At 35.8% G+C, this 12,196-nt stretch carries 12 protein-coding genes; 5 read left to right on the top strand and 7 right to left on the bottom strand.

Annotated elements, in window-relative coordinates; all coding sequences use genetic code 11:
- Positions 1-108: 108 nt before the first annotated feature.
- Complete coding sequence (locus tag ACFJGY_RS07735; protein WP_379969735.1) at positions 109-669, bottom strand: pentapeptide repeat-containing protein; 561 nt, start codon at positions 667-669, stop codon at positions 109-111.
- Positions 669-1,592, bottom strand: a complete 924-nt coding sequence (locus tag ACFJGY_RS07730) for a bestrophin family protein (protein WP_379969733.1) — start codon at positions 1,590-1,592, stop codon at positions 669-671. The genes ACFJGY_RS07735 and ACFJGY_RS07730 overlap by 1 nt, the downstream gene beginning before the upstream one ends.
- 88 nt (positions 1,593-1,680) lie before the next feature.
- Here ACFJGY_RS07730 and ACFJGY_RS07725 point away from each other — a divergent pair, with 88 nt between their 5' ends.
- A complete protein-coding gene (locus tag ACFJGY_RS07725; RefSeq protein WP_379969731.1) occupies positions 1,681-3,024 on the top strand; it encodes a glycosyl transferase family 1 in 1,344 nt (447 codons plus the stop codon).
- Between the two features lie 271 nt (positions 3,025-3,295).
- Entirely contained in the window at positions 3,296-3,565 is a 270-nt protein-coding gene (locus tag ACFJGY_RS07720; protein ID WP_379969729.1) for a YtxH domain-containing protein, read from the top strand.
- A gap of 41 nt (positions 3,566-3,606) precedes the next feature.
- Here the strand turns inward: ACFJGY_RS07720 and ACFJGY_RS07715 are convergent, their stop codons facing one another.
- The 3 genes from ACFJGY_RS07715 to ACFJGY_RS07705 form a co-directional block, all read right to left on the bottom strand.
- Positions 3,607-4,362 (bottom strand): T9SS type A sorting domain-containing protein, encoded by a 756-nt coding sequence (locus ACFJGY_RS07715; protein ID WP_379969727.1) that lies wholly within the window; start codon positions 4,360-4,362, stop codon positions 3,607-3,609.
- Positions 4,363-4,445: 83 nt separating this feature from the next.
- A complete protein-coding gene (rpsA, locus tag ACFJGY_RS07710) occupies positions 4,446-6,257 on the bottom strand; it encodes a 30S ribosomal protein S1 (RefSeq protein ID WP_379969725.1) in 1,812 nt (603 codons plus the stop codon).
- A gap of 234 nt (positions 6,258-6,491) precedes the next feature.
- On the bottom strand, positions 6,492-7,265 hold the full coding sequence (locus ACFJGY_RS07705; RefSeq protein ID WP_379969723.1) for a choice-of-anchor J domain-containing protein: 774 nt from the start codon (positions 7,263-7,265) through the stop codon (positions 6,492-6,494).
- A 165-nt stretch (positions 7,266-7,430) separates the two neighbouring features.
- Between ACFJGY_RS07705 and ACFJGY_RS07700 the strand changes: the two genes are divergently transcribed.
- Positions 7,431-8,738, top strand: a complete 1,308-nt coding sequence (locus ACFJGY_RS07700; protein WP_379969721.1) for a DEAD/DEAH box helicase — start codon at positions 7,431-7,433, stop codon at positions 8,736-8,738.
- A 10-nt stretch (positions 8,739-8,748) separates the two neighbouring features.
- Here the strand turns inward: ACFJGY_RS07700 and ACFJGY_RS07695 are convergent, their stop codons facing one another.
- Positions 8,749-9,639 carry an SMP-30/gluconolactonase/LRE family protein gene (locus ACFJGY_RS07695; RefSeq protein ID WP_379969719.1) on the bottom strand — a complete coding sequence of 297 codons (891 nt, stop codon included), beginning with the start codon at positions 9,637-9,639 and terminating at the stop codon, positions 8,749-8,751.
- A gap of 79 nt (positions 9,640-9,718) precedes the next feature.
- On the opposite strand from ACFJGY_RS07695, the gene ACFJGY_RS07690 reads away from it, so the two are divergent.
- Complete coding sequence (locus ACFJGY_RS07690; protein WP_379969714.1) at positions 9,719-10,051, top strand: MerR family transcriptional regulator; 333 nt, start codon at positions 9,719-9,721, stop codon at positions 10,049-10,051.
- 69 nt (positions 10,052-10,120) lie between these two features.
- Positions 10,121-11,458 (top strand): hypothetical protein, encoded by a 1,338-nt coding sequence (locus ACFJGY_RS07685; protein WP_379969712.1) that lies wholly within the window; start codon positions 10,121-10,123, stop codon positions 11,456-11,458.
- Positions 11,459-11,472: 14 nt separating this feature from the next.
- Here the strand turns inward: ACFJGY_RS07685 and rluF are convergent, their stop codons facing one another.
- The gene (gene rluF / locus ACFJGY_RS07680) at positions 11,473-12,195 is read right to left on the bottom strand and encodes a 23S rRNA pseudouridine(2604) synthase RluF (RefSeq protein ID WP_379969710.1); all 723 of its coding nucleotides are present in this window, start codon (positions 12,193-12,195) and stop codon (positions 11,473-11,475) included.
- Position 12,196: the final 1 nt, after the last annotated feature.

The following is a 12,196-nucleotide window of genomic DNA, read 5'->3' as shown; positions in this document are numbered from 1 at the left end:
ATATTTTTAAATTTAAATTTTTGAACACAAAGGTCAGTAAGATTTAATTAATAATATGTTATGAGGTTCACGAAGGCGTAAAACTTATAAAAGATAAAAGTCCGAATATCATTCGATAATGATTTGTAATCGGTCTAATAAACCTGAGAGATTGTCTTTTGCAAATTTGGTTTTTTTGAGTTGGTTTTTATTAGGATCGATTGAATAGTTGATGGCATTTTTGAGATTGGCACTGTCCAAAACTGTTCGGTCGAAAACAGCATCAGTTAAATTAGAATGGTCAAAAAATGAATTTGACAGGTTGGTTTGTGTAAAATCTGCTTCTTTCAGACTGCAATTCCTGAACGTTGTCTTTCTAATATCCAACTGATAGAAGGAGGAATGATCCAGAATACAATCTTCAAACTTGAATGATATATTAAATGAATGCGCATCTTCGAAATTGAGTCCCATCATTTTGCAATTTTTAAAAATGACATCTCTGAAAGCTGTTTGATGGATCTTCGCATTGCTGAGATCACAACCCTTAAAATCGCATTCTGAAAATTTAAAGTCGGACAAGTTTTGACCGGAGAAATTAATATCTGTGAAAATACAATTCTCGTACTCTGCTTTCTCAAGTTCAGCAAAATCGGTTTTCGTAAATTTTTGTTCGGAGAAATAATTCATTAGTCTATAAAATAAGAATTGGAGACTTCTAACTCTGGTTGAGGAATCTGTGCCTGTTCAAATATCGAGAACTGGATTGTTTTGCAAAGGCTGTTGAGCGCAAGATCATTTTCTTCCTCGCCGAAAGGTTCACTTATCTCCTGAATGATAGCATCCAAAGCGATAAACGTATAACTGATAAACAAAACAATAACCGGCATCATAAAGCCAACAACATCTACCAAACCAAACGGAAGCCAGAAACAATACAAATAAACTGTCCTGTGAAGCAAAACGCTGTAGGCAAATGGCAATGGCGTATTCGCAATTCTCTCGCAGCCGCCGACGATGTGAGAAAGTTCGTTCAGTCGGTTGTCCATGGAGGTCAAAACAATGGTGTCCATATTCTTCTCATGATTCTGCTTATTGATCCACTCTCCCATTATGTTCAATAAAATAACAGGCTTGAATTTTTTGTTTCTTATTTTTTCAAAATTTTCCGTAGAAAGTAACTCTTGTATCTTGTCATCAGCATTTTTGCTTCTGAGCTGGAAATTGAGCAGCCAGCAAAATGCAGCGATCATTTTCACAAATTCTTGTTTTTTTATTTTCGAGTCCTCAGAATTGTCATTTATTAAAGTCAAAACCTGGCGTGTCAATGACCTGGTTTCGATGACCAAAGACCCCCAAAGTTTGCGCCCTTCCCAGAAACGATCATAACCTGCAGAGTTGCAAAATCCCATAAATATAGCCAAAGACAAACCAAGCAAAGTGAAAATTGCAGGATTGAGATGGACTTTATAATCGTAAATATTACCTTTAAAATAAAGGACAACCAAAGAGAAAAGTGTGATAATCAACAACTGCGGAATGATCTTCCGAAGAACAGAACCTTTCCAGATAAACAGCATTTTCAACCAATTGGTTCTTTCTCTAATGATCATTGTAAAATAAATTATAAAAAGTCCTATTTTAGACCTTTCAAAAAGCATATAAATTTACTGAATAGTTTGATGAAGCCGAAATTCTTAAATGGAAAATTCTAAAAAAGTTTTAATTGTCACTTATTATTGGCCACCGGCTGGCGGGCCCGGTGTTCAGCGTTGGCTAAAATTTGCGAAATATCTTCCTGAATTTGGCTGGGAACCAATCATTTACACACCGGAAAACCCGAGTTATCCTTTGGTGGATGAGACATTAATAAAAGAAGTTCCTAAGAATCTCAAGATTGTGAAAACCAATATTTGGGAACCTTATCAGATTGCGGAAAAATTCAGTAAAAGTAATAAGAAATTCAAAGGCGGGCAGTTTGATGTCGGGAAGAATCAGTCTTTTATTTCCAAGCTTTCGATTTTCATCAGAGGAAATTTTTTCATTCCTGATGCGCGGAAATTCTGGGTAAAACCTTCTGTTAAATTCTTGAAAAAATATCTGAAAGAAAATCATATTGACACGATTGTTACTACTGGTCCGCCACACAGCTTGCATCTGATCGGGCTTGGCTTAAAAAAAGAATTGCCAAACCTGAAATGGATCGCTGATTTCCGTGATCCGTGGACAGAGATCTCTTATTACAAACATTTGAAGTTAACTTCTGTTTCTGATAAAAAACACCGACAGCTTGAAAAATCTGTTTTTGAAAATGCAAATATCACTTTAGCGACAAGTTACACCGATGCGGAGAATTTCAAAAAAAAAGGAGCGAATGCTTTTTGTGTGACGAACGGGTTTGATGTGTCGGAGAGTTTGGGAGTTGGAGTGTTAGAGAGTTTGAGCGCTGAAAAAACTAAAAATCTAAATCCCTTAAACTATAAAACTCATTTTACTTTGAGTTATGTTGGGGTTTTGGAACAGCTGAGAAATCCGGAAAATCTTTGGAAGGCTTTGAAAGAACTTTGTGAAAAATATCAGGATTTTGCGAAGGATTTGGAATTGAAATTTGTTGGAAGAGTGGATGAAAAGATTCTGAACGAAATCGAGAATTCTGTTCTTAAAAATAATATCCGGAATCTTGGCTATTTAGCCCACGATGAATCAGTAAAAGAAATGGAAAATTCTGATCTTCTTCTGATCACTAATTTTCCTAATGAAAGCTCAAAAGGCATCATTCCGGGAAAACTATTTGAATATCTGGCGACTGGAAAGCAGATTATTTCGTTCGGACCGAAAGATGCGGACGTTGAAACGATTCTTGACAAAACGAAAGCCGGAAAACATTTTGATTATGCTGAAAATGTGAAGATCCAGGAATTTATTTTTTCGCTTTATGAAGATTGGAAAAGTGGAAAACCTATTCAGAATCAGGCAGATATTAATGAATTCAGCAGACGGGAGCTCACAAAACAATTGTCTGAACTTCTATCGGATTTGAAATAATATAATTTTACCGAAAGGTTCAACCCTGCGCAGCGCGTGAGCGATGGTAACGGTTATCCTTTTTGTTTTTTGTCCAAATTGCTTATCTATAACAAAACCTCTAAAACAAAAAGATAATAGTGGACAGCGCGACCCGAGCCCTGGCACTTCGCGAACCTTGGAATGACAAGTACTGGCGAGGGGCACGTCCAAAAAAATCCAAATATCATATTGTTGGCACAAATTTTTCTATAACTTTAGTAATCAATTATTAATCACAAAAAAATATATCATGGGAAATAAAACAAATGGCCTTTTGGCATTGTTAGGATTAGGAGCTTTGGCTTGGTGGAAATACAAAAAATCTTCTCCGGAAGATCAGCAGAAGGTAAAAGACACCATCAATACTGCAAAAGAAAATCTAACAAAGTTTGGAAACGACTTGAAGGATAAAGCAAGCCAGACTGCAGAACAGTTGAAAGAAAGAGCTAATGAAACTGCAGAGCAGTTCAAAAACAAAGCTGAAGAAGTCCAGACAGACATTCAGAATTCAGCTCAATAAAAATAAAAACCGTCACATTACTGAGACGGTTTTTTTGTTTTTTATTTTTTGATTATTTTTCTTTGATCTTTACTGCCATCTTTATTGTCGATGGTAAGAATATAAAGTCCGCTTTTTAATTCGGAAAGCTTAATTTCTTTTGAGACCTCATTAATGGTTTTGATTTTTCTTCCTGAAATGTCTGAGACAGTAACTGATTTTACAGACTCCGCATTATCCAAGAAAATAACATCTTTGAAAGGATTTGGGTAGATATTATATTCTTTTTTTGTAATATCAGATGTCGCCAAAGTCCCCTGAGACATTACAAATTCATCCAGAATCAAATTGTAATCTCCAGACATCCATTGTCCAGAAACCCTGAATCTAAAATCCGATCCCGCAGGAACTGCTCCCTGAGGAAGAGATGTTGTAAAAGTAGTGCAAGGCACGACAGTTGTTAAATTGATGGTTTGGATTGTTTGATAATTGATTCCGCCATCTATAGAATATTCGACTTTCAAAGTTCCGTTTACTGAACCGCCGTTGTAAATATGCGTTTTATATCTAAAAGATATATCCAATTTTCCGCCTGTTGATGCTGTTGAAGCGTAGGTTGTTGATCCTACCATTCCGCCGCTCCAGAAATTCCTTGTCAATCCGTAAGTTCCTACGCAAGGCGAAATCACAGAACTTCTGAAAAATGACACATTGGTAAAGCCCGGATAAGTTGTATTTTCAAAACCCTGATTGACATTGATTTGGGCTGAGGAAAATATTGAGGTAATCAAACCTGCAAATAGTAATTTTTTTTTCATTTATTTGAATATGTTAAAATTAAAAGCCACCCAAAATAATTTTCGGGTGGCTAATTTATTAAAAAAATAAGAATCAGGGAATATTAGTTTCCTTCTTCCATTTTTCTTTTCAATTCTGCCAATACATCGATATCACCAAGAGTTGATTTTTCTTCGTTGTTAGAAGAAGATGAAGTATTGTTATTATTGTTGTTAGATCTGTTGTTAGAAGCTTCTCTTGCGTTCTTTTTCTCTTCGTCTCTGAAGATACCAGTGTGAGAAACAACTACTCTTTTGAATTCTTTGTTGAATTCGATCACTTTGAATTGAGCCTCTTCACCTTTTTTGATTTTAGATCCGTCTTCCTTCTCTAATAATCTTGATGGGCAGAAAGCTTCAACTTCTACGTCTTCGAACTGGATAGATGCACCTTTGTCGTGTACTTCAGTAGCCTTTCCAGCGTGTACAGTTCCTTCAGCGTATTTAGTTTCGAATTTATCCCAAGGGTTTTCAGTCAATTGTTTGTGACCTAGAGACAATCTTCTTGCTTGCGTATCAAGTTCTAATACGATCACGTCTAATTTATCTCCAACTGCACAGAACTCAGATGGGTGTTTGATTTTCTTAGTCCAAGAAAGGTCTGAGATATATATCAATCCATCGATTCCTTCTTCCAATTCTACAAATACGCCGAAGTTTGTGAAGTTTCTTACAGTTCCAACGTGTTGAGAACCTACAGGATATTTAGCTTCGATATTTTCCCAAGGATCTTTGTTCAATTGTTTGATACCAAGAGAGATTTTTCTGTCTTCTCTATCCAAAGTCAATACTTCTGCTTCTACTTCATCACCTACTTTTACGAAATCTCCTGCGCTTCTCAAGTGAGTAGACCAAGACATTTCAGAAACGTGGATCAATCCTTCTACACCTGGAGCGATTTCTACGAATGCACCATAGTCAGCAAGAACTACCACTTTTCCTTTTACTTTGTCACCAACTTTAAGGTCAGCAGACAGAGCATCCCAAGGATGAGCTTCTAATTGCTTCATACCCAATTGGATTCTGGTTTTCTCATCATCAAAATCAAGTATAACAACTTTTACAGTTTGTCCGTCTTCCAGGATCTCAGATGGATGGTTCACTCTAGACCAAGAAAGGTCTGTAATGTGGATCAATCCGTCAACACCTCCTAGATCTACGAATACACCGTAAGAAGTAATATTTTTAACAGTTCCTTCAAGAACCTGTCCTTTTTCTAATTGACCGATGATCTCTCTTTTCTGTCCTTCAAGATCCGCTTCGATAAGCGCTTTGTGAGATACAACTACGTTTTTGAACTCAGGGTTGATTTTCACAACTTTGAACTCCATAGTTTTACCTACGAACTGATCGTAATCTTTGATTGGCTTAACGTCGATCTGAGAACCTGGCAAGAATGCCTCGATTCCGTGAACATCAACGATCATACCTCCTTTAGTTCTAGATTTTACAAAACCGTTTACGATCTCTCCAGTTTCGTGAAGTTCGTTTACTCTATCCCAAGCTTTAAGCGTTCTTGCTTTTCTGTGAGATAACTGTAATTGTCCTGTTTTGTCTTCTCTTCTGTCAACCATTACTTCAACTTCATCGCCTACTTTAAGACCTTGGTTGTAACGGAATTCGTTAAGAGAAATAACACCTTCAGATTTGAAGTTGATATCTACGATCGCTTCTTTATCAGTTAATCTTACCACTTTTCCGATGATTACATCGTTGTCTGCAAGATTGTTAAGAGAACCGTTGTAGATTTCTTCCAATTCTTTCTTCTCGCTTCTGTCTTCTGCGTTAAGACCTGACTCGAAAGAATCCCAATCAAATTGTTCTGGTGTTACGTTTTGGTTCAATAGAACCTCTGCTGAATTTGTCTCTTTTGACATTTTCTAAAAAAATTTGTATTCCTAATTTACTCAGACTTTGGCTTTGCTGTGACTCCTGAAAAATATGGAAGATGTTAATTGTTAATGTTTTACTTCGCCAAAAGTGCGTTCACAAAAGTGGTGCAAAATTAAGACTTTTACATCAAATACGCAACTTTTAATTGATTATTAAAATAAAAAATCCAAAGTCAAAAACTTTGGATTTAAAATAGAATTAATTATATAATGTCTTTGCTAATCTTTAATAATTTTGAAAGTTTTAAATTGTCCTTCTTCTTCGATTCTGACAATATAATTGCCTTTTGGAAGGCTGCTAAGATCTACTTTATTCTCGCCATTTTCGAGCTTAACAGTTTTAATAACCTGACCTGTAAAACTTAATATATTCACAGTGTTTGTTTTGGCTTCCGACTTAATGTTCAAAATATCTTTTACAGGATTTGGATAGATATTTAGTTTATTACTTTTTGAATCGATGACAGACAAGGAAGCAGCATTCGTCACAGCAATGTCATCTAATCCCAAAAACCATATGTCTGTGGTTGAAGAATAAAAGCCGACATAAATGGTTTGTCCTGCGTAAGCTGACAGATCATAGACATATTTGGTCCAGGTGGTTGCCGGTTTCACAGCCGTTGCAATAGTAGTTGTGAAGGCACTTGCAGTAGGAGTTGTTGTAGAAATTTTGATATCAAAGGTTTCTGCAAGACTGGCACCTCTATTAATCCCCCATAAAACTAACCTGTCCGACACTCCTGTAGTCACTGTAAACTGTGGCGTAATCAGATAATCGCTGTGTGCTGTTGAACCATAGATCAGGCCCGCATACCTGGCACCGGAATGAGGGTTGATGCTTAAATTGGTAGCATACGTTGTCCACGTATTTGCTGCATCTCCTCCGTTTATCACTGTCCAGGTCGCAGGGATACCAGTATCAAAGCTTTCGGAAAATTGAGCATTAACAAAAAATGGCAATGCAAAAATAAAAGATAGTAGTTGTTTCTTCATAATGTTTATTTTTTAATTTATTTATCAAATTTAACGTATTTTCTTTTTAATAAAAAAATAATTTTGGGCAAATATTATCAAATCAATTTAATATTAATAAAATTTAACATTTATTTCATAATTATTAAATTTTCTAAAAGCTATTACTTTCTTTTACTTTGCAAAATGGAATTACAACCAATATTTGAAAAACTGCAGATTCAGGATATGAATCAAATGCAGAAATCTACATACACTGCTTCTGAGAACGAAACCGATATTGTTCTACTTTCTCCGACTGGTTCCGGAAAAACTTTGGCTTTTTTGTTTCCTGTTCTTAGAAATTTAAAAACAGATGTTAAGGGAATTCAAGCCTTAATTTTAGTTCCTGCCAGAGAATTGGCTTTACAAATTGAACAGGTTTTCAAATCGATGGGAACAGATTTCAAAGTTTCTATCGCTTACGGCGGTCACGACAAAAAAATCGAGATCAATAACTTAATCGAAGCGCCAGCGGTTCTGATTGGAACGCCAGGAAGAATTGCCTATCACTTGAAAAATGAAAATTTTGACCCTGAAACGATTAGGACTTTGGTTTTGGACGAGTTTGACAAAGCTTTAGAATTAGGTTTCCAGGAAGATATGGAATATATCATTGGTTCGCTTACTGGTCTTTCTCAACGAATTCTGACTTCCGCAACCGTGATGGACAATATTCCAAGATTTGTAGAACTTAATAATGAAAAGAAAATCAATTTCCTCAAAGAAAATGAGTCAAAACCGGATATTCAGCTTCGAAAAGTGACGACGACTTCCGAGGAAAAACTGAATACTTTATTTCAATTAATCTGTAAAATCGGAAATAAAAGAACCTTAATTTTCTGCAATCACCGCGATGCAGTTGACAGAATCTCAGAACTTCTTAGAGAAAAAGGAATCCAGCGAGAAACTTTCCACGGTGGAATGGAACAGGACGAGAGAGAACGTGCTTTGCTCAAATTCAGAAATGATTCGGCAAGAATTCTGATCACAACCGATCTGGCTTCCAGAGGTTTAGATATTCCGGAAGTAGAATCCATTGTCCATTATCAATTACCCCCGAAAGAAGACGCCTTCATCCACAGAAACGGACGAACCGCGAGAATGAATGCCAAAGGTTTTGCTTATTTAATCATGACTGAGGACGAGAATTTCCCTTTCATCAAAAGTAATACGCCGGAAGAAAATGTTTCGGAAAGCAATCGTGTTCCGGAAAGAACGCCAAACCAGACCATTTACATCAGCGCAGGTAAAAAGGATAAGGTTAATAAAGTGGACATTGTAGGTTATCTTATCAAAAAAGGAGAACTTGAGAAAGACGATATTGGCCTGATAGAAGTAAAAGACACAACTTCCTACATTGCTGTCAACCGAAAAAAAACAATCGAACTTCTGAAAAAACTCGCCAACGAAAAATTGAAAGGCAAGAAAGTAAAAATAGAAATCGCTTATTAATGCGATTTTTTTATTTGATCCCGGAAACATTCATTGGTAAAACATAAACAGAATTTGAAGCGGTAATGAATAGTGTTGAATTATTCTTTCCGCCAAAAGTCACATTTGAAGTCCATTCTTCCCCGATTGGAATGTTGATTATTTTCTGGCCTTTTTTATCAAAAATTGTTACGCCTTTTCCTGTGAGATAAAGGTTTCCCAGGTTATCGAGTGTCATTCCGTCAGAACCAATTTCGCAGAACAATTTCTTCTCGGAAAGTTTTCCTTCGCCAAGAATATCATAAACATAAGTTTTTCCCGCATTAATATCAGAGACATAAAGTTTTTTGAGTTTCTCGGAACCAATAATTCCATTGGGCTGGACAAAGGTTTCCAGTTTTGTGATTGTGCCGTTTTGATTTCTGTAATATAGATTTTTTTCAGGAATCTCTACTTTGAAATCTTTCCAATAATCTCTTTCGTACAAAGGATCTGTAAAATATATTCCGCCAGATCTATCAATCCAAAGGTCGTTTGGGCCATTCAGTCTTTTGCCTTCAAAGCCTTTTGATAAAACCTGAATGTCTTTATTTTTAGAGATTTTCCAGATTTCTCCATTTTCGTCGGAACAGGTAATCAGATTATTATCTTTATCAAAATAAGTTCCGTTGGCTCGTCCTGTTTTGTCAAGAAATAATTCAACTTTATTGGTTTTCCAGTTCCAATAATAAATTTTGTCGTTCGGCTGATCTGTAAAGTAAACATTACCAGCCTTATCCGACGCCGGACCTTCCGTAAAAGTAAATTGATTTGAAACCAATGCAGGCTGATTTTCAAATAGATTCTCACTATTATTCTGAACATTACAATTCAGCAAAAGCAGCAAAAATGCCATATAACCAAACTTCCAAAAATTTTTCATAATGTAAATTCTAAACTTGCAAGTTACAATTTGTGAAAAAGAATTAAAAATAATTATCTTTGAAAACTCGATTCAAACAATGAAACTCAATCTCCCGGACAAACTGTATTATTCCATCGGCGAAGTTGCAAAAGCCTTCGACGTCAACACTTCCCTGATCCGTTATTGGGAGCAGGAATTCCCGATCATTAAGCCTAAGAAAAACAAGAAAGGAAATCGATATTTCACTCCGGAAGACATTACCAATCTCAAGATCATCTATCATCTTGTAAAGGAAAAAGGTTACACTTTGGACGGCGCAAGAGTTGCTTTGACCACCAACTCCAAAATCTCCGAGACCATCACTATTATCGATCGCCTGGAATTCATAAAAGCTGAACTTAATAAGCTGAAAAATTCTCTTAATGATTAATCAAAAAGTTTATTTTTAATTATCAACTGGAATTTGATTCATTTTATTTATCTTTGATAAAACACATAGATGAAATCAAATTTACCTTTCCAACTTCGGAAAAGGCAGCTTATCAGCATTGCTATTTTCGGAATCCTCGTTATTCTCTCACAGTTTGCTTTTTCGGCTTATAAAAAGAATCAGCATTACGAAAAACCAGTTATTACTTTCGTTTCAGAAACAAAAAGTAACATTATTCTAACAGATTTTAATCCAAATGAACTGGACGAAAATCAATGGAAAAATCTTGGTTTCTCTGAGAAACAGGTCAAAACAATTTTAAAGTATAAAGAGGTAGTCGGCGGAAATTTCAGTTCCAAAGAGCAATTCAAAAAATGTTATGCGATTTCTGACGAGAAATATCAATCTTTAGAAAAATACATTTTACTTCCTGAAAACAAATCTGAAGCAAAAAGTCAAAACTATACTTACAAAACTTTTGAAAAGAAAAAACTGAATATTAAAGGGAAATTCAATCCTGATAATTATTCTCAAAATGATTGGGAAAATCTGGGATTTTCTGAAAAACAGGCTGCCGCAATCTTGAAATATAAAAATTATCTCGGCGGAAGTTTCATCAGCAAAGAAAAACTGAAAGAATGTTTTATCATTAATGATGAACAGTTTTTCCAGATGTCACCGTATTTGATTTTACAAGCCAAAACTCCGGAGAATTTTGTCAGTAAATTTCAAAAACTAAAAGAAAAAGAAACCACAAAAATCAATAATTATTTTAATCCGAACGAACTGAATCCTGAACAATGGCAGGCATTGGGATTCTCGGAAAAGCAAGCTAGTGTCATCGTTAATTATCGTGATAAAAATCTGAGAGGAAGTTTCAAATCTTTGGAAGATATTCAAAGATGCTTTGTTATATCAGAAGATAAATTTGAGGAAATGAAACCGTGGATTCGACTATCGATTCCTGAAAAAGTAAAACAATCCGAAGAAAAAACGGATTTAGCAGAGAAAACGGATTTTGCTAAAATTAACCTTAACGAAATCAATTTCAAACAACTGAGAGAGTTTGGATTTACAGAAAAAGATGCTGCAGGAATATTGGCTTTCAGAAAAAAACTGGGTGGTTTTATCAATAAGAATCAACTGTTAGAAACCTATGAAATCGACAGAATACTGGGCGAAAGATTAATCTATCTGGCAAAATTAGACAATTCTAACGTTGCAAAATATACACTTGCAAATGCACCGGAAGACTGGCTGAAAAAACATCCTTATTTCCGATATTCCGCCGACAGAATCATCTTTTACCGAATCTCAAATCCTGAAGATAAGAAGATCTGGAAATTTTTGAAATTGAAGCCGGAATATGAAGAAAAAATGAGGCTGTATGTTATTAATGAAAAATGATAGTTGATAAATGACTACTCAAACGTCTTGCTGGAATCTTCCAACAATCCATTAAGTTCCGTCATTTCATCTGCTGTCAGGTCACGCCACTTCCCTACCGGGAGATCTAGTTTGATATTCATTATCCGGACTCTTTTCAGTTTCTTTACTTCATAGTCCAGATGCTCGCACATTCTTCGGATCTGGCGGTTGAGACCTTGTGTGAGAACGATCCGGAAGTTCATAGTATCAATTTTTTCGACTTCACATTTTTTGGTAACAGTGTCGAGAATCGGAACGCCGTTTCTCATTTTCTCTAGAAACTTTTCCGTAATAGGCTTATTGACTCTAACCAAATATTCTTTTTCGTGATTATTTCTCGCTCTCAGGATTTTATTGACAATGTCGCCATCAGAAGTCAGAAGAATCAGACCTTCACTCGGTTTGTCCAGTCTTCCGATTGGGAAAATGCGTTTTGGATGGTTGATATATTCGATGATATTATCGTTTTCACGCTTTGTATCGGTCGTGCAGACGATCCCAACAGGTTTATTGAAAGCAATGTAAACGAATTCTTCCTCCACTTTTTTAATCGTTTTTCCATCAACTAAAATTTCGTCCTCATCAGAAACTTTGGTTCCCATTTCCGGCAACTTACCATTGATTGTAATCCTGCCTTCTTCCAAAAGCTTATCGGCAGCTCTTCTGGAACAAAAGCCGACTTCAGATAAATATTTGTTAATTCTGGTTTTTTCCAAT

Source organism: Epilithonimonas sp. UC225_85 (genome assembly GCF_042695135.1).
Classification (GTDB): domain Bacteria; phylum Bacteroidota; class Bacteroidia; order Flavobacteriales; family Weeksellaceae; genus Epilithonimonas.
This window is presented reverse-complemented; position numbering and strand designations above follow the sequence as displayed.

Coding starts and splice junctions, on each gene's coding strand:
- ACFJGY_RS07735 (WP_379969735.1), bottom strand. CDS start 669: ATGAATTATTTCTCCGAACAAAAATTTACGAAAACCGATTTTGCTGAA.
- ACFJGY_RS07730 (WP_379969733.1), bottom strand. CDS start 1,592: ATGATCATTAGAGAAAGAACCAATTGGTTGAAAATGCTGTTTATCTGG.
- ACFJGY_RS07725 (WP_379969731.1), top strand. CDS start 1,681: ATGGAAAATTCTAAAAAAGTTTTAATTGTCACTTATTATTGGCCACCG.
- ACFJGY_RS07720 (WP_379969729.1), top strand. CDS start 3,296: ATGGGAAATAAAACAAATGGCCTTTTGGCATTGTTAGGATTAGGAGCT.
- ACFJGY_RS07715 (WP_379969727.1), bottom strand. CDS start 4,362: ATGAAAAAAAAATTACTATTTGCAGGTTTGATTACCTCAATATTTTCC.
- rpsA (WP_379969725.1), bottom strand. CDS start 6,257: ATGTCAAAAGAGACAAATTCAGCAGAGGTTCTATTGAACCAAAACGTA.
- ACFJGY_RS07705 (WP_379969723.1), bottom strand. CDS start 7,265: ATGAAGAAACAACTACTATCTTTTATTTTTGCATTGCCATTTTTTGTT.
- ACFJGY_RS07700 (WP_379969721.1), top strand. CDS start 7,431: ATGGAATTACAACCAATATTTGAAAAACTGCAGATTCAGGATATGAAT.
- ACFJGY_RS07695 (WP_379969719.1), bottom strand. CDS start 9,639: ATGAAAAATTTTTGGAAGTTTGGTTATATGGCATTTTTGCTGCTTTTG.
- ACFJGY_RS07690 (WP_379969714.1), top strand. CDS start 9,719: ATGAAACTCAATCTCCCGGACAAACTGTATTATTCCATCGGCGAAGTT.
- ACFJGY_RS07685 (WP_379969712.1), top strand. CDS start 10,121: ATGAAATCAAATTTACCTTTCCAACTTCGGAAAAGGCAGCTTATCAGC.